General features: G+C 73.7%; 26 protein-coding genes. 10 read left to right on the forward strand and 16 right to left on the reverse strand.

The window, feature by feature from the left end; all coding sequences use genetic code 11:
* Nucleotides 1-195: 195 nt before the first annotated feature.
* From Ae150APs1_RS17820 to Ae150APs1_RS17835, 4 genes are all read right to left on the reverse strand, one after another.
* Nucleotides 196-930 (reverse strand): NUDIX domain-containing protein, encoded by a 735-nt coding sequence (locus Ae150APs1_RS17820; RefSeq protein WP_060574188.1) that lies wholly within the window; start codon nt 928-930, stop codon nt 196-198.
* A 210-nt stretch (nt 931-1140) separates the two neighbouring features.
* A complete protein-coding gene (locus Ae150APs1_RS17825) occupies nt 1141-1344 on the reverse strand; it encodes a DUF3073 domain-containing protein (protein WP_010240231.1) in 204 nt (67 codons plus the stop codon).
* A gap of 221 nt (nt 1345-1565) precedes the next feature.
* Nucleotides 1566-2687: a glycine cleavage T C-terminal barrel domain-containing protein gene (locus Ae150APs1_RS17830; RefSeq protein ID WP_075299101.1), complete on the reverse strand. Its 1122-nt coding sequence runs from the start codon at nt 2685-2687 to the stop codon at nt 1566-1568.
* Nucleotides 2684-3148 carry a Fur family transcriptional regulator gene (locus tag Ae150APs1_RS17835; RefSeq protein WP_010240233.1) on the reverse strand — a complete coding sequence of 155 codons (465 nt, stop codon included), beginning with the start codon at nt 3146-3148 and terminating at the stop codon, nt 2684-2686. Before Ae150APs1_RS17835 ends, Ae150APs1_RS17830 begins: the two co-directional genes overlap by 4 nt.
* A 232-nt stretch (nt 3149-3380) precedes the next feature.
* Here Ae150APs1_RS17835 and Ae150APs1_RS17840 point away from each other — a divergent pair, with 232 nt between their 5' ends.
* Complete coding sequence (locus Ae150APs1_RS17840; protein WP_075299103.1) at nt 3381-5381, forward strand: V-type ATP synthase subunit E; 2001 nt, start codon at nt 3381-3383, stop codon at nt 5379-5381.
* A 43-nt stretch (nt 5382-5424) separates the two neighbouring features.
* On the forward strand, nt 5425-7014 hold the full coding sequence (locus Ae150APs1_RS31315; RefSeq protein ID WP_075299105.1) for a hypothetical protein: 1590 nt from the start codon (nt 5425-5427) through the stop codon (nt 7012-7014).
* On the opposite strand, the gene Ae150APs1_RS17850 is transcribed toward Ae150APs1_RS31315, so the two are convergent.
* The 9 genes from Ae150APs1_RS17850 to Ae150APs1_RS17885 all read right to left on the reverse strand — a co-directional run bounded on the left by Ae150APs1_RS17850 (nt 7015) and on the right by Ae150APs1_RS17885 (nt 12575).
* Nucleotides 7015-7878 carry a biotin-dependent carboxyltransferase family protein gene (locus tag Ae150APs1_RS17850; RefSeq protein ID WP_075299107.1) on the reverse strand — a complete coding sequence of 288 codons (864 nt, stop codon included), beginning with the start codon at nt 7876-7878 and terminating at the stop codon, nt 7015-7017.
* On the reverse strand, nt 7875-8489 hold the full coding sequence (locus tag Ae150APs1_RS17855) for an allophanate hydrolase subunit 1 (RefSeq protein ID WP_075299109.1): 615 nt from the start codon (nt 8487-8489) through the stop codon (nt 7875-7877). Before Ae150APs1_RS17855 ends, Ae150APs1_RS17850 begins: the two co-directional genes overlap by 4 nt.
* 8 nt (nt 8490-8497) lie before the next feature.
* Complete coding sequence (locus tag Ae150APs1_RS17860; protein ID WP_083680203.1) at nt 8498-9136, reverse strand: FABP family protein; 639 nt, start codon at nt 9134-9136, stop codon at nt 8498-8500.
* Nucleotides 9133-9291 carry a hypothetical protein gene (locus tag Ae150APs1_RS32120; RefSeq protein ID WP_170918101.1) on the reverse strand — a complete coding sequence of 53 codons (159 nt, stop codon included), beginning with the start codon at nt 9289-9291 and terminating at the stop codon, nt 9133-9135. Before Ae150APs1_RS32120 ends, Ae150APs1_RS17860 begins: the two co-directional genes overlap by 4 nt.
* Nucleotides 9292-9375: 84 nt before the next feature.
* Nucleotides 9376-9675 carry a DUF1416 domain-containing protein gene (locus Ae150APs1_RS17865; RefSeq protein WP_010227972.1) on the reverse strand — a complete coding sequence of 100 codons (300 nt, stop codon included), beginning with the start codon at nt 9673-9675 and terminating at the stop codon, nt 9376-9378.
* Nucleotides 9676-9677: 2 nt separating this feature from the next.
* Entirely contained in the window at nt 9678-10514 is an 837-nt protein-coding gene (locus Ae150APs1_RS17870; RefSeq protein WP_010227973.1) for a sulfurtransferase, read from the reverse strand.
* Nucleotides 10515-10552: 38 nt separating this feature from the next.
* On the reverse strand, nt 10553-11017 hold the full coding sequence (locus Ae150APs1_RS17875) for a DUF4395 domain-containing protein (RefSeq protein WP_075299111.1): 465 nt from the start codon (nt 11015-11017) through the stop codon (nt 10553-10555).
* 204 nt (nt 11018-11221) lie between these two features.
* Nucleotides 11222-11671, reverse strand: a complete 450-nt coding sequence (locus Ae150APs1_RS17880) for a thioredoxin family protein (RefSeq protein WP_075299113.1) — start codon at nt 11669-11671, stop codon at nt 11222-11224.
* Between the two features lie 7 nt (nt 11672-11678).
* Nucleotides 11679-12575 carry a DUF2993 domain-containing protein gene (locus Ae150APs1_RS17885; RefSeq protein WP_075299115.1) on the reverse strand — a complete coding sequence of 299 codons (897 nt, stop codon included), beginning with the start codon at nt 12573-12575 and terminating at the stop codon, nt 11679-11681.
* Nucleotides 12576-12796: 221 nt separating this feature from the next.
* On the opposite strand from Ae150APs1_RS17885, the gene Ae150APs1_RS17890 reads away from it, so the two are divergent.
* The 8 genes from Ae150APs1_RS17890 to ppk2 all read left to right on the forward strand — a co-directional run bounded on the left by Ae150APs1_RS17890 (nt 12797) and on the right by ppk2 (nt 22717).
* Entirely contained in the window at nt 12797-13597 is an 801-nt protein-coding gene (locus Ae150APs1_RS17890) for a response regulator transcription factor (protein WP_075299117.1), read from the forward strand.
* A 67-nt stretch (nt 13598-13664) separates the two neighbouring features.
* Nucleotides 13665-14546, forward strand: a complete 882-nt coding sequence (gene mshD, locus Ae150APs1_RS17895; RefSeq protein WP_075299119.1) for a mycothiol synthase — start codon at nt 13665-13667, stop codon at nt 14544-14546.
* Between the two features lie 196 nt (nt 14547-14742).
* Nucleotides 14743-15849, forward strand: a complete 1107-nt coding sequence (pstS, locus tag Ae150APs1_RS17900) for a phosphate ABC transporter substrate-binding protein PstS (RefSeq protein ID WP_075299121.1) — start codon at nt 14743-14745, stop codon at nt 15847-15849.
* 115 nt (nt 15850-15964) lie between these two features.
* Nucleotides 15965-16909 (forward strand): phosphate ABC transporter permease subunit PstC, encoded by a 945-nt coding sequence (pstC, locus tag Ae150APs1_RS17905; protein ID WP_010227987.1) that lies wholly within the window; start codon nt 15965-15967, stop codon nt 16907-16909.
* Nucleotide 16910: 1 nt separating this feature from the next.
* Complete coding sequence (gene pstA / locus Ae150APs1_RS17910; RefSeq protein ID WP_139316963.1) at nt 16911-18026, forward strand: phosphate ABC transporter permease PstA; 1116 nt, start codon at nt 16911-16913, stop codon at nt 18024-18026.
* A 12-nt stretch (nt 18027-18038) separates the two neighbouring features.
* Nucleotides 18039-18818, forward strand: coding sequence for a phosphate ABC transporter ATP-binding protein PstB (pstB, locus tag Ae150APs1_RS17915; protein ID WP_060574174.1), 780 nt, complete (start codon nt 18039-18041; stop codon nt 18816-18818).
* Nucleotides 18819-19090: 272 nt separating this feature from the next.
* Nucleotides 19091-21826 (forward strand): HAD-IC family P-type ATPase, encoded by a 2736-nt coding sequence (locus Ae150APs1_RS17920; RefSeq protein ID WP_075302252.1) that lies wholly within the window; start codon nt 19091-19093, stop codon nt 21824-21826.
* 21 nt (nt 21827-21847) lie between these two features.
* Nucleotides 21848-22717 (forward strand): polyphosphate kinase 2, encoded by an 870-nt coding sequence (gene ppk2 / locus Ae150APs1_RS17925; RefSeq protein WP_083680205.1) that lies wholly within the window; start codon nt 21848-21850, stop codon nt 22715-22717.
* A gap of 18 nt (nt 22718-22735) precedes the next feature.
* Here ppk2 and phoU (Ae150APs1_RS17930) read toward each other — a convergent pair whose 3' ends face one another.
* From phoU (Ae150APs1_RS17930) to phoU (Ae150APs1_RS17940), 3 genes are all read right to left on the reverse strand, one after another.
* Entirely contained in the window at nt 22736-23395 is a 660-nt protein-coding gene (gene phoU / locus Ae150APs1_RS17930; RefSeq protein WP_075299125.1) for a phosphate signaling complex protein PhoU, read from the reverse strand.
* A gap of 92 nt (nt 23396-23487) precedes the next feature.
* Nucleotides 23488-23652: a dodecin domain-containing protein gene (locus tag Ae150APs1_RS17935; RefSeq protein ID WP_249265924.1), complete on the reverse strand. Its 165-nt coding sequence runs from the start codon at nt 23650-23652 to the stop codon at nt 23488-23490.
* 133 nt (nt 23653-23785) lie between these two features.
* Nucleotides 23786-24442, reverse strand: coding sequence for a phosphate signaling complex protein PhoU (phoU, locus tag Ae150APs1_RS17940; RefSeq protein WP_010228002.1), 657 nt, complete (start codon nt 24440-24442; stop codon nt 23786-23788).
* Nucleotides 24443-24503: the final 61 nt, after the last annotated feature.

Raw genomic sequence — 24503 nt, forward strand, 5'->3', positions numbered from 1 at the left:
CTCTCCTGCCCGCGTCCTCCAGGGCCGCGCTACCGGGGACCGGTCACCGGCTCGGCGCCGGGCAGGTCGCGCTCATCGAGGGCCCCGGTGTTCTGGAATCGCTGCCTGGGGAAGCGGGTTTCCCTGATGGCCTCATCGGTCGTGGGGCCCGGCCCCGTCGTGCCCGGGCCGCAGACGGAGCCCGCCGGACCGCCCTCACCTGATCGGGCCAGCGCCGGTCGCGACAGGCGATGCTTCGGCCGCCCTGTGTGGCTCACGCAGCATCGGCGGGTGCAGGGCGGTCGCCGGACCCCGGCGGAACAACCGCGGCGGTCGTCCGCGTCCGCCGGTCACGAGCGTCGACGTCGGGAGCAGGAAGCCCTCGGTCGAGGTGACCTTGCGCTGGAAGTTCCGCGGGTCCAGCGACGTGTCCCAGACGGCCTCGTACACCCGGCGCAGGTCGGTCACGGTGAACTGCGGCGGGCAGAACGACGCGGCCAGCGTCGTGTACTCCAGCTTCGCCTTCGCCCGTTCGACGCCGTCGGCCGTGATCCGGTCGTGGTCGAACGCCAGCGCGGGTACCCGGTCGACCGGGACCCAGGCCGAGGCGACGGCGCCGCCACCCGGGGTCGGGTCCGGCATGTCGGGCACGAATGCGACGTAGCCCACGGCCAGCACCCGGCCACGCGGGTCCCGGTCCGGGGCCGCGTAGCTGGCCAGCTGCTCCAGATGACCGACGACGGCGTCGCCGGTGTCGGCTCCGGTCTCCTCGCCGAGCCGACGGCTCGCCGTGTGGACCAGATCCTCGTCGGGGCGCACGAAACCGCCGGGCAGCGCCCACTGCCCGGCGAACGGCTGCTCGCCCCGCTCGATGAGCAGGACGTGCAGGCTCTCCGAGCGCACGGTGAGCACGACGAGGTTGACGGCGACCGCGAAGAGGTTGCCGCGCATCTCGTGACCACCTCGGACAGAACGGAACCAGGAACGTCGCTCCGCGGGGGAGCGCGCTCATGATCTTGCCCTATCCGACCGGCCGGGGGAAACCGTCCGGTACGACCGGCGTACCGGACGCAGCGGCGAGCGGGCGCAGTCGGTGCTGCGCGCGACGCGGCGCCCGGGTGGCGGGGATCGGGATCCCCGGCCCGGGCGCCGGTACGGAATTCAGCGGCGAGGGTCGTCGTCCTCGTCGTTGTACTTGGCGGCGAGGTCGGCGTACTCGCCGTATCCGTCGTCGCCGTTGTCGGTAGTAACCGCCGTCCCGCTACCGATCTCGCGCTGCAGCGCGTCGAGATCCATAGCAGGGGAGTCGTACTTGAGCTCGCGGGCCACCTTCGTCTGCTTGGCCTTGGCTCGTCCGCGCCCCATGGCTGGTCCCCCTTACAACAGGGAAGGGGCGGCCCGGTCAGCTGACACGACCCGGCGGCCCCTCTCGTCTCATCAATGTCGTGCCTCTAACCGTACCCTGCTCACCCCGGTACGTGCGACGCGGCACCGCCGTCGTCACAGCCACAGGTGTCCACGTGTGGTCGCCCGTGGGCCGTCGTTCACCCGGCTGCCGCACCGGGCGGGGGACCGCCGGCCGGGTGTCAGCCGTCCGTGCGACGTGCGGCACCCGCGGTCCGCTCGCGGGCGGCGCGGCCCGGGGGCGGATTGTCCGGGTCCTGCTCGTAGCTGTCCGGGTCGATCGTGGCGGGGGAGACCCGGTCGTCGACGCCGGCGGTCAGCTCGGCGTCGGCGGGAACCGAACGCTTCACGAGCGCGAGCGCCACCGGGCCCAGCTCGTGGTGCTGCACGACGGTGCCCACCCGGCCGACCGTGCGGTCGTCGCGGCGGACCGGATCGCCGGTCCGGGGCAGCTCCTCGTCACCGGCGTCGAGGAGCAGCAGCACCTGCCTGCGCGGCGGCCTGCCGAGGTTCGCGACCCGGGCGACGGTCTCCTGGCCCCGGTAGCAGCCCTTGGTCAGGTGCACCGCGGGCCCGATCCAGCCCACCTCGTGCGGGATGGTGCGATCGTCGGTGTCCCGGTGCAGCCGCGGCGCGCGCGACTCCACCCGCAGCGCCTCGAAGGCGATCGTCCCGGCGGCACGGGCACCCGCCGCGGTCAGCGCGGACCACCAGGTGCCGGTCGCGTCGCGGGGCACGACGACGTCGACGGCGTCCCTGCCCGGCCACGGGGTACGCCGGACGAAACCGCCGCCGGGCAGCGCGGCGACGCGGTGCGGGGCGGGAGGCAGCGGCAGGCCTGCCTTCTCCAGGACGTCCGGGACGTCCGGCCCGACGACGCCGAGGACGGCGAGCTCGCCGGTCACGTCACGCGGCTCGACCTTGGACCAGAAGACCATCTTCGTCAGGTAGTCGAGCAGCGGCGCGCCCTCGCCGGGCTCGGTGTCGAGGTAGACGGTGTCGCCCGTGGACGCGACGGCCATGTGGTGCAGCACCCGGCCCTGCACGTCCAGCACCAGTGCCTCGGTGCCGGTGTCCGGCGGCAGCTCGCTGACGTGCTGGGTGAGCAGCAGGTGGAGCCAGGACAGCCGTTCCTCGCCGCTCACCGCGATGACCTCGCGGTGGCTCCGGTCGACGACGGCGGCCGCGCGCGCCATCGCACGCTGCTCGGCGGGCGGGTCGCCGTGGTGGGCCGGGACGGCGGCGTCGGGGTCCGCCGGCCCGCCGGTCGTGTCGGTGTCCTGCTCGGGTCCGGGTGTGGTCACCGGTCTCCCTCCACGGCCCCCGTGGGGCTCGTGTCGTCGGTGTGGTTCGTGTGGTCCGCGCAGTCGACGCAGGTCCCCGACAGCGCCACGTGCGTGGCGTCGAGGTGGAATCCGAGGTCCGCCAGCGTGCGTTCGGCCACATCGGACAGCAGCTCGGTCGGTGCCTCGTCGACCCGGCCGCAGTGGTGGCACACGAGGTGCACGTGCCGGTGCTGGTGCTCGGAGTAGGTCGGCGCACCGTGCCCGAGATGGGCGTGCCGGACGACACCGAGCTCCTCGAGCAGGTCCAGCGTCCGGTAGACGGTCGTGATGTTGACCGCGGGTGCCGTCTCCTGCACACGGCTGCACACCTGCTCGGGGGTCGCGTGCCCCAGGTCGTGCACGGCGTCGAGCACCAGCTGGCGCTGGGGGGTCATCCGCAGTCCGCGCTTGTGCAACGTGCCCTTGAGCGAGGTGTCCACGACGCCGATGGTATTCGCTCCGGCGGGCGGGGGTCGCACGGCGACGACGGTAGCCGCGCATCATGGCACGGGATCCCCCGGCGCGGGGGTCGCCACGCCGCCGTACGGCGGCGTGGCGCTGCGGAGTTCGCCGCGACGGCGCAGGCGCAGCTACCCTGTCGACCGGGGGTCGACCGGGTTCGCCCGCTCGTGGGTATCCCGCGCAATGCCGGACGACCTGTGAGGAGAGACGATGACGACAGACGGGGCGGACCGCCCGGGCGGTTCCCCGCGGTTCGACGTCGTACTCCGCGGCTACGACCGTAGGCAGGTGGACGAGCACGTCGTCCAGATGCAGCGGGTCATGGGCCGGATGCGTGCCGACATCGACGCACTGCGGAGCCGGCCGATGCCGCCGCCGATGCCGATGTCGCCGCCCGGCGGTTTCGCGGCCGCCGGAGCGCAGGGCGCACCGCCGCGTCCGGGGCCACGCCCCGCGCCGGTCGCCGGCCCGCAGGACGCCGAGCGGCACGGCGCCGTCGACAACTTCTCCGACCGGATGCAGGCGATCCTGCAGACGGCCGAGGAGGAGGCCGAGGAGATCCGGAACAAGGCCAAGGCGGACGCCGAGCGCGTCACCGCCGAGGCCCGCAAGCAGGTCGACCGGGCCCGCGCCGACGCCGACCGGGCCCGCGAGCACGGCGACAAGCTCCGCGCCGAGGTCGGTGAGCTGACCCGCCGGCGCGACGAGCTCCGTGCCGAGGGCGCCGCGAGCGGCGCCGGTGACAAGGCCCGCCACGAGATCCGCGGTGCGGCGTCCGCCGCCCCGGAGACGGCGGACGAGGCGTCCCGCAACGGTGCGCCGCAGCCCTCGCGTCCCGGGGGCGACGACCGGCCCCGCACCGACGACGGCGACGGCGCCCGGCGCAGTGACAGCGGCCAGCAGGCCCGTCCCCAGCCCGGTGCCCGTCCCCAGCCGTCGGCCGGGGTGAACGGTGCCCGTCCGGCCGCGGCGAACCAGGCCGGTGAGCAGGGAGCCTCGCCGCGACCGGGCCCCCGCCCGCAGCCCGGCCCCCAGCCGGCCCGTGCCGACTCCGGTCAGCAGGCCCGCCCGGAAGCTCCGGCGCCGGGCAGGCCCGCCGGTCAGGCCCGCCCGGGTCCGTCCGGTCAGCAGGCCCGGCCCGGTCAGCCGAGCGGCTCCGGTCAGCCGAGCGCTGCCGGTCAGCAGGGCGCCGGTCAGCAGAGCGGCGGTCAGCAGAGCGGCGCCGGTCAGTCGGGTGGCGCCGGCCAGCAGGGCGGTCCGAACAAGCAGGCAGCCCAGGGCGGACCGAAGCAGGCCGCTCAGGGTGGCCCGAACAAGCAGTCCGGCTCGGGCGCACAGTCCGGCTCGAACCAGAAGGGCCCGGCGTCCGCCGCGGCAGGCGCCCCCGGGAAGCCGGGGCCGGACGCGACTCCCGGTCAGGCGGCCGAGTCGAAGCCGTCCGCCCAGCCGAAGCCGGAGAAGGCCGAGCAGGGCAAGCAGGACGCGGCACTGCAGCCGAACACGTCCGGCCCGGGGCAGCCCGGGCACGGGCAGCAGCCGGGTCAGGGCAAGGGCGGTCCGGCCCAGCCGGGTCAGGGCGCCACGGGCCAGCAGGGCCAGCAGGGCCAGCAGAGCCGCCCGGGGCCGCGTCCCGGCCCGCGGCCGTCGCCGTCCCCGGCACCGCGTCCCGGCCCCCAGCCCGCCCAGGGGAACCAGGGCGCCACGGACGCGGAGCGGACCACGGCCGTACGGGCCACCGACGAGCCGGAGCCCGCGGACCTGTTCCGCCCGGCGTCGGAGCCGCGGCGGTCCGAGCCCGCGACGACCGCGGTGCCGCACCAGGACAAGTCCGACGGGGCCGCGGAGCGGACCGTCGCGGTCGGCGCGGTCCGTCGTTCCGGTGACACCCCATCGGATGGTTCCTCGACGCCGTCGACGGGCGACGCGGCGGGTTCGTCGTCGCCGTCGCAGCCCGAGGCCGACCCGCCGACGACCGCCAACCCCACGGCCGGGCGCGCCCCGGCCACCGGCACCCAGGACGGCTCCCGCACCGGATCCGGCCAGGGCGGCAACGGTCAGAACGGGCGTAGCGGTGGTTCCGACGCCGCCGACGGCGCCGGCGGCCGCTCCGGGAACGGGCGTCCGAACGGCTCGGGAGGCAACGGCGGCAACGCTTCCGGCAACGGCCGGTCCGGCGCGGCGCAGCCGTCGTCGGGGACGCGCAGCGGCTGAGGGTCCACGCGTACGGGCCCCGACCGGCCTAAGGTCCGGGCCCATGCAGCTCGGCTCGTTCACGGTCCCGCCCCTCGCTCTCGCGGCGGTGCTGGGCGCGGGCGTGCTCGTGATCCTGGTTCTCTGGGGCGTCTGGCCCGCCCGCCGGACGCCCGCGCCCGAACCGCTGCCCGTCGCCCCACCGGAGACGGTCGGCGCCCCGCCGCCGTGTGCCGAGGACTGGACCGGAGAGTCCGCGGGCGGCCCGGCCGACCCGCCACGTCCCGCGCGGCCCCGGACGGTGGCGGACGCCGTCGCCGAGCGCGGTGCCGACACCGGACCGATCCCGGGCCTGCCGATCCGCATGGCCCCGGCCGCCTCCGCGACCGGGACGGTGGGTGCGGCGAGTGCAGCGGGGCGTCATGCGGCGCCCGACGGGGCGGGCCCGATCACCGTCCCGTCCGACGAACGTCCGGACGGGGCGACCCTCGCCCGCACCGGAGCCCCGGCGGCCACCCGGCGCCGGCCGCGACCGAGCCCGGCCCCGCGCGGCGGATCGGCCGCCCCCGCCGTACGGGACGAGGAGGCGACCGGTCCGGCCGCCGAAGGCACGGCCGACGGCGTCGCCGGATCGTCCACGGTGGAATCGACGCCCGGCCGGGGAGTGGCGGCGGTGACCGGCGCCGTCGCGGCAGGTGCGGTCGGTGCCGGGCTCGCCGCAGCAGCCCCGGATCCCGGCGGAGCGGCAACGGACTCCGGGACGACGACCCCGGATCCCGGTACGGCGGCCCCGGACCCCCGTACGGCGGCTACGGGCTCCGATGCGGCGGCCCCGGACCCCGATGACCCGGCACAGGACCCCGGCGACACCCCGGGCGCCGCCGCGGCCACCACCCGTCCGGCCGCCCGTCTCCGGATCGTCGACGCCGCAGACGCCGCAGACGCCGCAGACGCCGCAGACGCCGTCGACGCCGGCACCGACACAGACGCCGCGGCCGCGGCCGACGACACCGCAGCCCCGACCGCCCGGGACAGGCCCCGCACCGAGGACCCCACCGTCGCCGACGACGTCTCCACCGGCCCGCTGCCCCCGTGGTCGGCCGAGCGGACCGTCCCGGCCGTCGAGGACCTGCCCTGCGCAGACCGGGGCTCCGCGGCCGCCACCGCGGACCGGGCCGCCGCCGACGAGGCCCCGGACGGTGTCCCGGCCGCCGCAGCAGCGGGCGCCCCGGAGCCGATGTCCCGGGCCGTCCAGCAGGCCCTCGCCGCCCGCGCCGTGCAGCGCGCCCGGATCCTCCGCGCCGAGATCGACGACGTGGAGCCGGAGACCGGTGACCAGCAGGAGCTGCCGCTGTCGGTGGTGCCGTCGACCCAGGCCGTTCCCGCGGCGGGCGTGGACGCCCGCGACCGGCTGCTCGGCGTGCTGCTCGCCGACCCCGCCCGTGCGCTCGACGCGACCCGGACCCTCGACGACTCCCGCGACCGGATCGAGCAGCTCGGCGACGTCCTGCGCCGGCGCCGCGAGGAGCTGGCCGGAGCCGTCCGGCACCTGCACGAGTGCGGTCTCGATCCCGTCCAGATCGGACGGTTGTCGGGTCTGGCCACCGCCGACGTCCGGACCATCCTGGACGGTGAGGACGCCGGTCGCGGCTGATCAGGCCGTCGCGGTGAACCGGACCGGGGTGCCCGGCGGCGCCTGGGCCAGCAGCGGCAGGTCCGCCGGTTCCACGACCGCGATCACCGGGTAGCCGCCGGTCGTCGGGTGGTCGGCGAGGAACACCACCGGCGGGCCGTCCGGCGGGACCTGCACCGAGCCCGTCACCATGCCCTCGCTGGGCAGCTCCCGGTCCCGCGCGTCAGGGAGCCGTTCCGGCGACGGTCCGTCGAGCCGGATCCCGATCCGGTTGCCGTCCGGTGTGACCGTCCACGTCGGATCGAGGAGTGCGCGGTGGGCGTCGGTGAACCAGTCGGCGCGGGGCCCGAACCGCACCCGCAGGCGGACCGGGGCGACCGGCAGCGAGACGGGGACCGGGCCGGTCTCCGGCACCGTGCCGGACCCCGGGCCCAGGGGCAGCTCGTCGCCGTCGGCGACCGGGGCGGGCCCGAGCCCGGACAGCAGGTCGGTGCTGCGGCTGCCGAGGGCCGGCTCGACGTCCACCCCGCCGGCGACGGCGAGGTACACCCGCAGGCCCCCGACCGGCCTGCCGATCTCGAGTTCCGCACCGTCCGGCAGGTAGACGGCGGTGTGCGAGGCGGCGGCCCGCCCGGCGACCCGCACCGGGGCCGGAGCCCCGGTCACCGCGACGACGCGCGCGCCCCGCGCACGCACCCGCAGGCCGCCGCCGAGGAGCTCGAGCCCGGCCTCGCCGCCGGGGTTGCCGACCAGGCGGTTCCCGAGCTCGTAGGCCGGGCCGTCGAGCGCGCCCGACGGCGGGACCCCGAGGTGGGCGTGGCCCGGCCGCCCGCGGTCGGTGACGAGCGCCTGCGGGCCGGCCCGCAGCACCTCCAGCGCGCTCACCGGGCCTCGAACCGCACTCGACCGCCCGGGGTGAACAGTGCGGGCCGCTCGGCCGACGGGTCGAACAGGACGGTGTCGGTGCGCCCGATCAGCCGCCAGCCGCCGGGGGAACGGCGCGGGTAGACGCAGCTGTAGACGTCGGCGATCCCGACCGACCCGGCCGGGACCGCGGTCCGCGAACTCTCCAGCCGTGGCTGGCGCAGCGGTTCCGGCAGCCCGGAGAGGTACCCGAAACCGGGCGCGAACCCGCAGAAGTCCACCGTGTACTCGGCGCCGCTGTGCAGGGCGACGACCTCGTCGACGTCGATCCCGGCGGTCTCGGCGACCAGCCGGAGGTCGGCGCCGTCGTAGACGACCGGGATCGTGTGCACCGTGCCGGTGCGGGGAGGCGTGGTGGCCGGGTCCGCGTCGCGGACGACCTCGCGCACCCGCTCGGTCGATGCCCCGGGGGCGACCTCGACCAGCACCGTGCGCGCCGCCGGGACCAGCTCTGTCACCTCGGACAGGCCGGCCGCCCGGACGGCGGCGACGATCGCGGCCACCTCGGCCGCGGTGGGCACCTCGAACAGCAGCGCCCTGCTCCCGCAGGGACGGACCGCGGCGTCGGCCACCGGGCCGCTCAGCCGACGACGCGGCGCAGCACCGCCGACATGTACGGCGTCAGCTGCCCGCCGTCGACCGCGCGCTCGTCGACGTAGGCGAGGTCGCCCTGGTTGACGAGGCCGTAGAGGCGCTTCGAGGCGACCGTGGGCCGGGCCGAGGCCGTGCGGGCGACGGCGTCGGACTCGATCTCCCAGGAACGCATGTCGCCCTTGGGGCCGTAGAGGATCGCGACCAGCCCGCTGCTGTCGGCGAGCACGACCTCCAGCGAGCCGTCCTCCTGCGGGCGCCAGAAGCCGGTCTCCCGCTCGAGCAGGTCGCCGGTCTCGCCGTCCTGACCCAGCAGCCAGGTCCGCGACTCGAAGGTCAGGAAGGGGCGCCCGTCGTGGGCGAAGGTGAGCTGCTGGCCGAACGGCCTCGGCTCGCCGGACGCCGGGTCGACCAGTTCGCCGTCGCCGCGCCAGACGCCGACCAGCGGCAGCACACCCAGGCACCACTCGTGCAGGTCCGGGCCCTGACGCAGGTTCGCGGTGTCGTCGGTGACGGGCAGGTCCTCCCACTGCGGCCGGTTGCGCCGCGGCGAGTCCGGCGCGGCGTTCTCCGGGCCGGTGATCGTGGTCTGCAGCTGCTCGTCGGTGCCGGATTCGGGATCGGTCACGGGATCGGCTCCTCGCTGTGATGGTCGGGGGCGGGACGCTCGCCGTCCCCGGCCGCGGCGGGCTCGACGACGAACAGGCGCCGGAGCAGCCACCCGGCCCAGGCGGCGGTTCCCGCGGACAGGGCGATCAACAACCCGGTGGAGAACCAGTGCACGGCGCGCCAGCCTACTAGCGGCCGTCCCCGGAACGACGAACGCCGCCCCGGACACGGTCCGGGGCGGCGTTCGGGTGCCGGAACTCAGGCGACGGCGATCTCCGCCTGGTGCAGGCCCGGCCCGTCGGCGACGAGCGCGGACTGGCCGTTGCCGGAGCGCGAGAGCGCCCGGACGGTCCAGCTGCCGGGGGCGGCGAAGAACCGGAAGTCACCCGAGGCCGAGGACACGACCTCCGCGGTGAACTCGCCGGTGCCGTCCAGCAGGCGGACGAACGCCCCGCCGACCGGCTCGCCGCCGGCGACGACGCGCCCGGCCAGCACGGTCTCCTTCTCGAGGTCCGTGCCCGCGGGCAGGGTCAGGGACTGGTCAGGGGCTCCACACATGCTTACTTCGCTCCCAGCTCGATCGGCACGCCGATGAGCGAGCCGTACTCGGTCCAGCTGCCGTCGTAGTTCTTGACGTCGGTGTGCCCCAGCAGCTCGCGCAGCACCACCCAGGTGTGGCTCGAGCGCTCGCCGATGCGGCAGTAGGCGATGGTCGGGCGGCCCTCGTCGAACCCGGCCTCCTTGTAGAGGGAGGCCAGCTCCTCGTTCGACTTGAAGGTGCCGTCCTCGTTGGCCGCCTTCGACCACGGGATGTTGATCGCCGACGGGATGTGACCCGGACGCTGCGACTGCTCCTGCGGCAGGTGGGCCGGGGCCAGGATCTTGCCGGAGAACTCGTCGGGCGACCGGACGTCGACCAGGTTCTTGGTGTCGATCGCGTCGACGACCTCGTCGCGGAAGGCGCGGATCGAGGTGTCGGCGTCCTGGGCGGTGTAGGAGGTCGCCGGGCGGTCCTTGACGTCGGTGGTCAGGGTCCGGCCGTCGAGCTCCCACTTCTTGCGCCCGCCGTCGAGCAGCACGACGTTCGTGTGGCCGTAGAGCTTGAACTCCCAGTAGGCGTAGGCGGCGAACCAGTTGTTGTTGCCGCCGTAGAGCACGACCTTGTCGTCCTGCCCGACGCCCTTGGCCGAGAGCAGCTGCTCGAACTGCTCCTTGGTGACGATGTCGCGGCGGACCGGGTCCTGCAGCTCGTCGGTCCAGTTGACCTTGACCGCACCGGGGATGTGCCCGCCGTCGTAGGCGGTGGTGTCCTCGTCGACCTCGAGGAACACCACCCCGTCGGTCTCCAGGTTCGCTTCCGCCCAGTCGGCGGTGACGAGGACGTCCTCGCGGCTCATGTTCGAATCTCTCCCGAAATCGTGTGCTGGGTGACGGGTCAGGAACGCGCCCCGGCCGGGCCGGGGCGCAGGCGGGCGAGGAGCCCGTACATCTCGCAGCCCAGGCAGTAGCCGAAGGCCGCGTTGAGGAGGGCCGCCGCGAGGGCCGCCGCCGTGGCGACGACACCGAGCGCGGTCAGCCCGGTCAGGTAGCCCGCCGCGGCGACGGCGGTGAACACCAGGCCGACGGTCTGCGAGAAGCGGACCGGGGCGGCGTCCTCCCACTCGGACGTCGGCCCGAGCCGCCGGGCGAGCAGGGAGCGGTACAGTACCCCGTAGGGGGCGAACCGCATGCCGGCGAACGCGCCGACGGCGAAGACGACGGCCTGCGCGGTGACGAGCAGGCCGCTGCCGGACAGCAGCACCAGCGCCAGTACGACGGTGGTGACCGCGGCGGAGAACCGGACACCGCGCGGGTCGAGCCGGGGCTCGGTGCGCACGGATCCGGGGTCCGTGACGGACATGGGGGTGACTCCTGTGGACCGGGGCGACGGCCGGTCGTCGGTGCGACGTGTCGGCCTTCAGGGCACGCGGATCAGGAGTCGAGACAGAGGCAGCCGGCGAGACGGCACAGATCGACCGTGCGGCGTCGGGTCAGCGGCCAGTTCACGGTGGCGAGGGTAGCCGAACCGGCGGGATCCGTGCACCCGTCCGGTGCGGCCGTTCGGTCACAGGGCGGGGGCGGCAGGACCCGGACCGTCCGGCGCCGGGAGCGCGGCGACGAGCTCGCCGGTCCGCGGCACCCCCGCGACGCGCAGCAGCTCGGCGCCGCGCCCGTCGAAGACGACGGTGGTCGGGGTGCGCATGACGCCCAGTGCGCGCGCGACGTCGACCCGGTCGGCCACGTCGATCTCCACGTGTGCCAGCCCGGGGTCGTCGGCGGCGAGCCCGGCGAGCAGCACGGCGGTCTGCCGGCAGGGCGTGCACACCGGCGACGACAGCTGCAGCAGCAGCGCCCGCCGTCCCGCCGGGTCGACGCCCGCGAGCTCCCAGCCGGGACCGGTGGGACCGGCCGGGGCGGACCGGCGGACGGCACCGGAGCGGGCGCGCAGGACGAGACCGGCCGCCGTCGTCACCACGAGGACGACGAGCAGCACGACGAGACCGGTACCGCTCACCGGTGCCTCAGTCCGACGTCCGGTCGGAGCCGACGCCCAGGTCCCGGACGGCCCCGGAGATCTCCAGGACGTTGAACTCCGGCACCGAGACCGACGTCGGCGTGACACCGAGCGGCAGCCGGCCCGGGTCGGCCTCGACGGCCATCGCCGACATGAGGGAGTCGCGCACCGCGGCCGGGACGGGTTCGTGCGTCTCGTACTCGCGGACGTCGCGGGGCACGATCCGCAGCTTTCCGTCCGAGACGACGAGCGCGCTCAGCACCGCGACCTTCGCGTCCTCGCCGTCGACCGGCATCTCGGCCACGAACCGAGCCGCGTTCCGCGGGTCGAGCCCGCGCAGGGTGGGGTCCGCACCCTCGCGGATCACCGTGTCGATGTCGTTCGCCTCGACCTCCTCGGCGGTCAGGCGCTCCACACCGGCGGCGGGACCCCCGGCGGCGACGACCAGCCGGCGCACGTCCATCGGGCCGATCCGGACGATCCCCTCGGCGGCCGCCGCACGAAACCGGGACGGCCCCGAGCCGATCAGGTCGGACAGGGGCGCCCGCACGCCGTGCATCTGCACCTCCACCTCGGGGGTCTGCAGCGGGCCGATCGGCACCCGCTGCATGGAGACGTCGATCCGGTCGTAGCGGCCGGTCACGGCCTGCACGAGGAACGAGATCCCCTGCACCTGCACCGCCGGGTCCTCGGGGAGGCCCAGCCGGTCGCGCATCTGGCGGGAGATCCCGGACTCGGCCGCGGCGGCGGTGCCGAGATCGGCCAGCACGAGCACGGCGACGACGGCCAGGGCGGCGGCGACCACGCGGTGCACGGTGGTGCGCCGGTCGGTGCCCCGGTCCGGCCCCGGGCCGGTGCCGCGGTCGGCGCCCCGGCCGGGCGCCGGGAGGGTGGGCGACTGCACGGATGGTCCTCCCGGAGATCCCGGTGCTGCGGACGTAACTCCCTGACGGTAGTGAGCCCGCCGGGACCCCGGTCCGGCGGCCCCGGACCTGCTCCGACGGACGGGTTCCGGCCCGATCGTTCGCGTGACCGATCCAGATCGGGAGCGTGAGCCGGATCGCGATCGTGCTGACCACCGGATGACGGGGCGGTATCGTCCGCGTATCGCGAGAGGAGGAGTCCATGGAACTGCTCCTGCTGACCACGGCTCCGGATGCGGCCGCCGTGCTGCCTGCCCTGTCCCTGCTGCCGCACAACGTGCGGACCGCGGCGCCCGAGGTGGCCGCACTGCTCGACGCGGGCCCGCACGACGCGGTCCTCGTCGACGCGCGCAGCGACCTGGTGGCGGCCCGGAGCCTGTGCCGGCTGCTCGGCAGTACGGGTACCGGCGTCCCGGTCATCGCCGTGCTCAACGAGGGCGGCCTGGTGGCCGTCTCCGGTGAGTGGGTGGTGGACGAGATCCTGTTGCCGGACACCGGCCCGGCGGAGGTGGACGCGCGGCTCCGGTTGCTCCGTGCCCGGCCCGGCGCCGAGTCGGCGTCGGGGGGCGGGGCGCTGGTGCTCGGTGAGCTGGTGATCGACGAGGCGACGTACTCGGCCCGGCTCAAGGGCCGGTTGCTGGAGCTCACCTACAAGGAGTTCGAGCTGCTCAAGTACCTCGCGCAGCACGCGGGCCGGGTGTTCACCCGGGCCCAGCTGCTGCAGGAGGTCTGGGGCTACGACTTCTTCGGTGGCACCCGCACCGTCGACGTCCACGTGCGGCGGCTGCGCGCCAAGCTCGGCGGCGAGCACGAGCAGATGATCGGCACGGTGCGCAACGTCGGCTACAAGTTCGTCCGGCCGTCACGGGGCGGGCTGACCGCCCCGCCGGACAGCGATGCCGACTCCGAGGCCGACTCCGAGCCGTCCGACCGTCGCCTGCCGGGCGCCGGCCGTCCCACCGGACCGGGACGGACCACCCCGGGCGCGCTCTCCCCACGCTGACGACACAGTGCACGGACACGACCCGCGGACCCGCCCGGTCCGCGGGTCGTGTTCTAGGGTCCGGCGGGTGGACCCGCAGGTGCTGACCCGACTCGACGCCGACACCGCCACGGCGGTGCACGACCTGCTGGCGACGGCCGCCGCGCACGACGGCGCCGACTCGTTCTCCGAGCAGTTCCTCCTCACCCTCCGGGCGGGGGAGGAACGCGCCGGGGTGCACCACGTCGTGGTGCCCGGCGCGGACCGCGCCGTCGCGGGGTACGCCCAGCTCGACGGGGAGTACGCCGAGCTCGCCGTGCACCCGGCGGAGCGTCGCCGTGGCGTCGGGTCCGCTCTGGTCACGGCCCTGGAGGGGCTCACCGCGGATCCGCACGTCTGGGCGCACGGCGATCTCGACGCCGCGAAGGGCCTCGCCGAGCGGCACGGCTACCGGCGCGACCGGGTGCTGTGGCAGATGCGCCGCACCGCCGGCGAGCCGTTGCCCGAGGTGAGCCTCCCGGACGGGGTCACGCTGCGGTCGTTCGTCCCCGGCTGCGACGACGACGAGTTCCTCCGGGTCAACAACGCCGCCTTCGACTGGCACCCCGAGCAGGGCGGGTGGACGGGCGCCGAGCTCGCCGCCCGCCAGGCCGAGGACTGGTTCGACGCCGACGGGTTCCTGCTGGCCACGGCCCCCGACGGCACCCTGCTGGGCTACCACTGGACGAAGGTCCACCCCGCCACCGGCGACGAGCCCGCGATGGGCGAGGTCTACGTCCTCGGTGTCGATCCGGCGGCGCACGGGCGCGGGCTGGGCCGGGTCCTGACCCTGGCGGGGCTGCACCACCTGCACGATCGCGGGCTGGACACGGTCCTGCTCTACGTGGAGGCGGACAACGGCCCGGCCGTGCGCGTCTACCAGCGGCTCGGATTCGTCGTGCACGCGGCGAACGTCAACTACGCCCGCTGACAGGTGGTCACGAACCGGCTGCGCTGCGATCACGATCCATCGAACGTGTGATGTGGATCCACCCACCCGGTGGGCCTGTTCATTCCACGTTCATCTTCCGTGGGCCCCCCGTCCAACGTCGGCTTCTAGCGTTCCGCCCGGCGGTCACTCCGGCCGCCGTCCCGAACGGCACGAGCCGATCACGGAGGAACCTGCAGTGAAGACCAAGCGGCGTGCGCCCCGGGCGCGCCTGGCGGCCGTCGGTGTCGCGACGACCTGTGCGCTGTTCGTCGCCGGCTGTGGCGCCGCGAACGAGGGCGGTGGCGGCGGTGCCGCCGAGGGCTCCGGCGTGACCGGCAGCATCTCCGGCGCGGGCGCCAGCTCGCAGCAGGCGGCCATGCAGGCGTGGAACGCCGGGTTCGCCGAGGCCAACCCCGGTGCCACGGTCAACTACCAGCCGGTCGGCTCGGGCGGCGGCCGCACCCAGTTCGTCGAGGGCGGCGTCCAGTTCGCGGGTTCCGACGCCTACCTGAAGGACGACCAGCTGAACCAGGCGCGCCAGCGCTGCGGCGGCTCGGTCATCGAGATCCCGAACTACGTCTCGCCGATCGCGGTCGTCTACAAGCTCGACGGCGTCCCGGAGCTGAACCTCGCCCCGGCGACCATCGCCGGCATCTTCAAGGGCGAGATCACGACCTGGAACGACCCGAAGATCGCGGCCGACAACCCGGGCGCGCAGCTGCCGGCCACGCCGGTCACCCCGGTGCACCGCTCCGACGAGTCGGGCACCACCGAGAACTTCACCGACTTCCTGAACAAGGCCGCGGCGGACGTGTGGACCGACGAGGGCGACGGCAACTGGCCGGTCCAGGGCGGCGAGGCCGCCCAGGGCACCTCGGGCGTCGTGGGTGCGGTCGGGGCCGGCAACGGGACGATCGGCTACGCCGACGCCTCGCAGGCCGGTGAGCTGGGCAAGGCCAACGTGAAGCTGGGCGAGCAGAACGTCGCGCCGACCGCCGAGGCCGCCGCGAAGATCCTCGAGGAGTCGCAGCGGGTCGAGGGCCAGGGCGACACCTCGTTCGCCTACGAGCTCAACCGCACCGCCACCGGCGGCGCCTACCCGGTCGTGCTGGTCTCGTACCTGCTGGCCTGCCCGCAGTACCCGGACCAGGCGCAGGCCGACGTCACCAAGTCGTTCCTGAACTACGTGGTCAGCCCCGAGGGCCAGCAGACCGCGGCGCAGAACGCGGGTTCCGCCCCGATCTCGGACGCCCTCCGGGGCCAGATCACCCCGGTGATCGACCAGATCACGGCCGCGGGCTGAGCCTGAGTCGGATGTCATCTAGCCAGGGACCCCGGTCGGTGTTCATCATGAACGCCGACCGGGGTTCCCGGCGCCACCCCCTGCCCAGCGCACGTCCGCACCTTCAGGGATCACTGTGACCACCACGGAATCGAAGCCCGGGACCCGGGCAACCACGCCGGTCAGCCAGCTCGGGGACCGCATCTTCGCCGGCTCCGCGAAGGGCGCCGGGATCCTGATCCTCGTCGTCCTCGCCGGCGTCGCCGCGTTCCTGATCACCGAGGCCGCGCCCGCGTTCGTCGCGCCGGCCGAGGAGGTCCACGGCGGGCTGTTCGGCTACATCGCACCGCTGGTGTTCGGCACTGTCCTCGGTGCGGTCATCGCGTTGGTCATCGCGACCCCGCTGGCCGTGGCGGTGGCCCTGTTCATCAGCCACTACGCGCCGCGGCGGCTCGCCCAGACCCTGAGCTACGTCGTCGACCTGCTCGCCGCGGTGCCGTCGATCGTCTACGGCTTCTGGGGTGCGTTCACCCTCGCCCCCGCGTCGGTCGCCCTGAGCGTGTGGCTCAACGACTACCTCGGCTGGATCCCGCTGTTCGCGGGCCCGCCGTCGGTGACCGGCCGGACCATGCTGGTCGTCAGCGTGGTGCTCGCCGTGATGATCCTGCCGATCATCACGGCCGTCGCCCGGGAGGTGTTCCTGCAGGCGCCGAAGCTCCACGAGGAGGCGGCGCTCGCACTGGGCGCGACCCGCTGGGAGATGATCCGGCTGGCGGTGCTGCCGTTCGGCCGCTCGGGCGTGATCTCCGGTGCGATGCTGGGTCTCGGCCGCGCGCTGGGCGAGACGATGGCGGTCGCGACGATCCTCTCGGTCTCCGGCGCCGTCACCTTCAACCTCATCAGCAGCGAGAACCCGTCCACGATCGCGGCGAACATCGCCCTGCAGTTCCCCGAGGCCTCCGGCATCGACGTGAACGTGCTGATCGCCTCCGGCCTGGTGCTCTTCGTGATCACCCTGCTGGTCAACATGCTCGCCCGCTACATCGTCGAGCGCCGCCGCGACTTCTCCGGAGCGAACTGAGATGTCCACCGGAACCGAACGCAACCGCACCGACGCAGAGGTCACCGTGACCGGAACCGGCCTGGAGGCACCCGCGGCCACACCGACGGTGCTGCGCCGCACGAGCACACTGCCGAAGTGGGCCCCGTGGGGGCTGCTCGCGGCCGCCGCCGTCGTCATGGCCGGCGTCACCGCGCTGCTCGGCTCGGGCGTCGGCCTGTGGGCCTTCCTCACCGCCGTGAGCTTCGCGCTCGTCACCTACGTCGTCTCGCGGAGCGTCGAGGGCGGCCGCCGTGCGATGGACCGCCTGGTCACCGTCGTCGTGTCGACGGCCTTCGCTCTGGCGATGCTGCCCCTGGTCTCCGTCCTGTGGACGGTCGTGACCGAGGGCTGGGCCCGCTTCGACACGGCGTTCTTCACCCAGTCGATGCGCGGCATCGTCGGGGTGGGCGGCGGTGCGCTGCACGCCGTCCAGGGCACCCTGATCATCACCGGGCTGGCCGCGCTGATGTCGATCCCGGTCGGCGTGCTCACGGCCATCTACCTGGTCGAGTACGGCAACAACTCGAAGCTCGCGCGTGCGATCACGTTCTTCGTCGACGTCATGACGGGCATCCCGTCGATCGTCGCCGGTCTGTTCGCGTACGCGCTGTTCGCCCTCCTCTTCGGTCCGGGCGTCCGGTTCGGCTTCGTCGGGGCGGTGGCGCTCACGGTGCTGATGATCCCGATCGTGGTGCGGTCGACCGAGGAGATGCTCAAGATCGTCCCGAACGAGCTGCGGGAGGCGTCCTTCGCGCTGGGCGTGCCGAAGTGGCGGACGATCCTCAAGGTCGTCATCCCGACCACCGCGGGCGGCATCGCCACCGGCGTCACCCTGGCGATCGCCCGGGTCATCGGTGAGACGGCTCCGCTGCTGGTCACCGTCGGGGCGGCACTGGGTGTGAACCTCAACCCGTTCTCCGGCCCGATGTCGACCCTGCCGGTCTTCTCGTACTACGCGTACGCGACGCCCGGCATCCCGCGCGAGGCGTTCATCGACCGTGCCTGGACCGCGGCCCTGGTGCTGATGCTGATCGTGATGATCCTGAACATCGTGGCCCGCCTCATCTCCCGCATTTTCGCCCCGAAGACCCGATAAGGAATCCCGGACATGGGCAAGAGTGTCGAAGCCAAGGACCTGAACATCTACTACGGGTCGTTCCTCGCCGTCGAGGGCGTCAACATGGTGATCAAGCCGAAGACGGTCACGGCGCTGATCGGCCCGTCCGGCTGCGGCAAGTCGACCTTCCTGAGGTCGATCAACCGGATGCACGAGAACATCCCCGGCGCCCGCGTCGAGGGGAAGCTCGAGCTCGACGGCCAGGACCTCTACGGGACCAACGTCGACCCGGTCGGCGTCCGGCGCCAGATCGGGATGGTGTTCCAGCGGCCGAACCCGTTCCCCACGATGTCGATCTACGACAACGTGATCGCGGGCATGAAGCTGAACAACAGGAAGGCGTCGAAGGGCGAGTTCGACGACACCGTCGAGCGCTCCCTCCGTGGCGCCAACCTGTGGAACGAGGTCAAGGACCGGCTGGACAAGCCGGGCTCGGGCCTCTCCGGTGGACAGCAGCAGCGGCTGTGCATCGCCCGCGCGATCGCGGTGCGTCCCGACGTGCTGCTGATGGACGAGCCCTGCTCCGCGCTGGACCCGATCTCCACGCTCGCGATCGAGGACCTGATCAACGAGCTGAAGAACGACTACACGATCGTCATCGTGACCCACAACATGCAGCAGGCGGCGCGGGTCAGCGACTTCACCGGCTTCTTCAACATCGAGGGCACCGGCAAGCCCGGCAAGCTGGTGGAGCTCGACGAGACCAAGACGATCTTCTCGCAGCCCACGCAGAAGGCGACCGAGGACTACGTGTCCGGCCGCTTCGGCTGAGCCGCCCCCGGCACACGACGGCCCCGGCACCCGCGCGACGGGTACCGGGGCCGTCGTGCGTCGTACCCGCGGTGCGCCCGTTCGGTGGGGGCCGTCGGCCCCGCGGCCCCGCAACCGAGGGACGCCCCTCCGTTCACCCGTAGCGGGTGTGGCCGCGGCCGGACCGGCGGTCTTCCATCGGTCCGGACGACGTCCTGCCGGTCCGGGCCCGCCCGGCCGGCGTGACGCCGCGGGACTCCGCGGCGCGGCGCGAGCGGATCGGAGGCCCGGCCATGAGGACCGACGTTCCGGCCGGCCGGGAGGCCGCCACGGGTGACGACTGGTTCGCGCGGACACCGGCCGCGGTCGCGGAGGCCCTCGGCGTCGATCCCGGCCAGGGGCTCTCGACGGCCGTGGCCGAGGACCGGCTGCGGATCCACGGGCCGAACGCGCTGCCCGAGGAGAAGCCGAAACCCGGCTGGGTCCGGTTCCTCGACGAGTACCGCAGCTACATGCAGCTCATCCTGCTCGCCGCGGCCGTCGTCTCGCTGTTCGTGCAGGAGTGGGGCACCGCGGTGCTGCTCCTCGCCCTGACGGTGCTCAACGCCGTGATCGGGTTGCGGCAGAAGGGCAAGGCCGAGAGCGCGATGAACGCGCTCAAATCGATGATGAAGGCGACCGCGCGGGTCCGTCGCGACGGCACCTCGACCGAGATCCCGGCCGAGCAGGTGGTCGCCGGCGACGTCGTGCTGATCTCCGCGGGCGACCAGGTCCCGGCCGACGGCCGCATCGTCGTCGCGAGCGCGCTGCAGATCGACGAGTCGGCATTGACCGGCGAGAGCACGCCGGCGTCGAAGGACGTCGCCACCCTCGACGCCGGCGGTGCCCCGGGGCCGGGCGACCGGACGAACATGGCCTTCACGAACACCCCGGTCACGCACGGGAGCGGGACGGTGATCGTCACCGGCACCGGAGCACGGACGGAGCTCGGGCGGATCTCCTCGATGCTCGCCGGGACGGAGCGGGAGAAGTCACCGCTCACCCGGGAGCTCGACCGGCTGACGCTGTGGATCGCCGCCGCGGCGGGGCTGACGATGCTGGTGATGTTCGTGCTCGGCCGCGGCCGGGGCGAGGCCTGGGACGTGCTGTTCGTCAGTGCGGTCGCGCTGGCGATCGCGGCCGTCCCGGAGGCGCTGCCGACGGTCACGCAGTGGATCCTCTCCGTCGGCGGCGTCGATCTCGCCGCGCGCAACGCGATCGTGAAGGAGCTGCCGTCGGTCGAGACGCTCGCCTTCACCTCCGCGATCAACTCCGACAAGACCGGCACGTTAACGAGGAACGAGATGACGGCGGTCGAGGTCGTCGACGTCGGTGACCGCTGGACCGTCTCGGGCAGCGGCTACGAGCTCGCGGGGGCGGTCCACCACGCGGCCGGTCGCGCGGCGTCGATCGAGCCCGCGATCCTGCCGTACGTGCTCGCGAGCGATGCGCAGCTCGTCGACGGCCGGGTCGTCGGGGACCCGACCGAGGGGGCGCTGCTGGTGCTGGCGCACAAGGCGGGACTGGACGTGGAGGCGACCCGCGCGCGGCTGCCGCGCCTGGCCACGCTGCCCTTCGACCCCGGCTACAAGCTGATGGCCACCTTCCACACCGCGGCCGACGCGGCGGGGCGGCCGGTGGTGCGCTGCTTCGTGAAGGGCGCGGCGCCCGCGGTGATGGACCGGGCGTCGTCGGCGCTCTCGGCGGACGGCCCGGCACGGTGGGACGCCGGGCTCGCGGAGCGGGCGACCGGGCACATGGTGCGCATGGAGCAGGCCGGGATGCGGGTGATGGCCGCCGCGGTGCGCGATGTCGATCCCGGTGCGTTCGACGCCGACGGCGACCTGCTCGCCCTCGTCACGGACCTCGAGCTGACGAGCCTCGTCGGGATGGTGGACCCGCCCCGCGCGGAGTCCCAGCAGGCCGTGGCCGAGGCCCAGGCGGCGAACATCCGGGTCCGCATGGTGACGGGCGACGACGTGACCACCGGTGCCGCCATCGCCGAGCAGCTCGGCATCCGGGGCACCGCTGTGCTCGGCGCGGACTTCGCCGCCCTCCCCGAGGACGTGCGGCTGGCCCGGATCGACGAGATCGGCGTGATCGGCCGGGTCGCCCCGGAGCACAAGGTGCTCCTGGTGGACACGCTGAAGAAGAAGGGCGACGTCGTCGCGATGACCGGTGACGGCGTGAACGACGCCCCGGCCATCAAGGCCGCCGACATCGGGATCGCCATGGGGTCCGGCACCGACGTCGCCCGGAACGCCGGCCGGATGATCCTCTCCGACGACAACTTCTCGACGATCGTCTTCGCCGTCGAGCAGGGCCGGAAGATCTACGACAACCTGACCAAGTACATCCGCTTCGTCCTGTTGCTGCTGGTCGTCTTCGTCCTCACCTTCCTCGGGGCGACCCTGTTCGACATCGCCGCGGGCGAACCGTTCACACCCGCCCAGGTGCTGTGGATCCACTTCGTCGTCAACGCGGCCTTCGGGTTCGCCCTCGGGTTCGACCGCGAGACACCCGGCCTCATGTGGCTCCGCCCGCGCCCCCGCGACGAGTCCGTGATGACGCCCGGGCTGATGGTCACCGTCGGCCTCGCCGGGCTCGCCGTCAGCGCCGCGCTGCTGATCCTGATCGCACTGGCCCAGCGGACGTTCGCGGATCCCGCCGTCGGGCAGACGATCGCCTTCACGGCCTTCACCCTGTGCCTCGTCGTCGCGGCCTTCGAGTGCCGGAGCGCGACCGCGACCGTGTTCACGCTCGACACCTTCGACAGCAAGCAGATGAACCGGGCCGCGGTCGTCGAGATCGCCCTCGCCGTCCTCGTCGGGCAGTCGGACGTCTTCCACCGGCTGCTGGGCACCGTCGACATCAGCGCCGTGCAGTTCCTCTGGGCGATCGTGCCCGCCGTGGGCCTGCTCCTGCTCTGGGAGGGCGGCAAGGCCGTCGGACGGCGGCAGGCCGATCGGGTCCCGTCCAGGTCCGGGTAGTCCACGCCGTGGGGAGCCGCGATGTCCAAGCACCACAAACACCACAAGCACCACGAGCACACAGTGGTCCACGACGGCCACGTCCGTGCGGCCCCGGCCACGGGGGTCGCCGAGCGGCCGAGGATGAAGCGCAAGGAGTACCTGCGGGAGCTGCGCCGGCTGCACGGGGAGCTGGTCGCGCTCCAGGAGTGGGTCAAGGCGACGGGGGCCAAGATCTGCATCGTGTTCGAGGGCCGCGACACGGCGGGCAAGGGCGGCACCATCAAGGCCATCACCGAGCGGGTCAGCCCGCGGGTGTTCCGCGTCGTGGCGCTCCCGGCGCCGACGGAGCGCGAGAAGTCCGAGATGTACCTGCAGCGCTACGTCTCCCACTTCCCGGCCGCCGGTGAGGTCGTGATCTTCGACCGGAGCTGGTACAACCGCGCCGGCGTCGAGCGGGTCCTGGGCTTCTGCACCGAGGAACAGTCCACCCGCTTCCTCGCGATGACGCCCGAGGTCGAACGCGCGATGATCGACTCGGGGATCGTCCTGGTCAAGTACTGGCTCGAGGTGAGCGCGGACGAGCAGACGCGGCGGCTGGAGAGCCGGATCGACGATCCCCGCAAGGTCTGGAAGCTGTCCGGGATCGACCTGGAGTCCTACACGCGGTGGGCGGACTACTCGCGCGCCCGCGACGCCATGTTCGCCGCGACCGACACCGCCTGGGCGCCCTGGTACGTGGCGCACTCCGACGACAAGCGCCGGGCCCGGCTGAACGTCATCACGCACCTGCTCGACCGGGTGCCGTACGAGCACGTCCCCCGGAAGAAGGTCCACCTGCCCGAACGGGACGCACCGCCGGACACGGCCACCCCCGTCGTCCCGCTGCGCTGGATCCCGGCACCGTTCTGACCCGAGCGGCCGCCGGGGTCAGAGCGAGACCTGGTCCGGGGTGGTGCCGGTGACGGCGTAGACGACGTGCTCGGCAAGGTGGACGCAGTGGTCGGCGTAGCGCTCGTGGAAGCGGGCCAGCAGGGCGACGTCGACGGCGGCGGGCACCCCGGCGTCCCAGTCGGAGCCGAACATCATCTCGAAGACGGAACGGTGCGCGGCGTCGACGGCGTCGTCGTCGGACTCCAGCTCGCAGGCCAGGACGACGTTGCGGGTGCGGAGCACCTCGACGGCCTTGTCACCCATCGCCGCGACGCGGGCGCCGTAGTCGGTGAACAGCGGGCGGGCCTGCTCGGGCAGGGCCGGCCGGTCGCCGGAGCGGGCGACCACCTCGGCGACGTGCCGGGCGAGGTCCCCCATGCGCTCCAGCTGCTGGGAGCAGCGCAGCGCGGTGACGACGGCCCGCAGCGGTGTGGCCGTCGGCTGGTGCAGCGCCATGGTCTCCACGGCGAGCAGCTCGATCGCGGCCCGGTGCCCGTCGGTGATGGAGTCACGGGCGACGACCTGCTCGGCGAGGCGCATACGGTCGTGGAGCAGTGCGTCGGAGGCGCGGTGGAAGGCGGCGGCGACCAGCGGGCTCATCTCGTCGAGCATCAGCTGGAGCTGCTCGAGATTGTCGTCGAGCGTCTCCCTGCGCATGTGACGACCTTAGTTCGGGTCCACGGACCGGCTCGGCCCGGTGCCGGTGAACGGTTGGTGAACGGCCGCGGCGGTCGCGAAGGTGTGGTGGGTCATGCGGCCCGGCGTACGCCGAGCCTCAGGTCCACCTGGAAGCGCTCGGCGGATCCGAGCACGGTCGACCGGACGCCGGTGACCTCGAACCACTCGAGCGACTGCCCGACCCGGACCATGCCGTTCCGGATCGCCTCCTCGACGCTCTCGTCGGAGGTGCCCACCACCTCTGTGACGACGCAGCCCGCATGCTCCATGGACGCGGGGTGCCCCCACGGCCCACGGACCAAACCCGATCCGGCGACCGGTCGGCGACGGGCCGGTCGACCGGGTGTGCGGTGGGTGACCGGCGGACGGTCAGACGGCGAGCGGACCCGGCATCTGGCCGGTCACGACGTAGACGATCCGGCGTGCGACGGCGACGGCGTGGTCGGCGTAGCGCTCGTAGAACCGGGCCAGCAGGGCGACGTCGACGGCTGCGGACACCCCGTGCGTCCAGTTGCGGTCCATCAGCACGGTGAACATGTGCTCGTGCAGGTCGTCCATCGCGTCGTCGTCGGCCTCGAGCTCGGTGGCGGCCTCGAGGTCACGGCTGCGGATCACCTGGCCGGCCTTCTCCGCGAGCTGGACGCCCACCCGGCCCATCTCGGCGAAGTAGGGCTTGATCTCGTCCGGGACGACCGACTGGGGGTGCCTGCGCCGTGCGGCCTGGGCGACGTGCAGGGCCAGGTCGCCCATCCGCTCGAGGTCACCGGCGCCGTGGATGGCGGCGACGACGACCCGCAGGTCCGTCGCGACCGGGGCCTGCAGCGCGAGCAGCCCGAAGGCGCGGTGCTCGGCGTCGGCGCGGACGTCGTCGATCCGGACGTCCTCGGAGATGATCTGCTCGGCCAGCTGGAGATCCGACTCCAGCAGCGCGCGGGTGGCGTTCTCCATCGCGCGAGCGACGTCGTCGCACATCCCCGCAAGGCCGGAGGCCAGCTCGTCCAGCTGCACCTGGTACTCGTCGCGCATGCCACGAGCCTAGAGCGACCTCTTCCGTAGGGCAGCCTCAGTGAGTGAACCCACCGTGAAC

The organism is Pseudonocardia sp. Ae150A_Ps1 (assembly GCF_001932315.1).
Lineage (GTDB): Bacteria > Actinomycetota > Actinomycetes > Mycobacteriales > Pseudonocardiaceae > Pseudonocardia.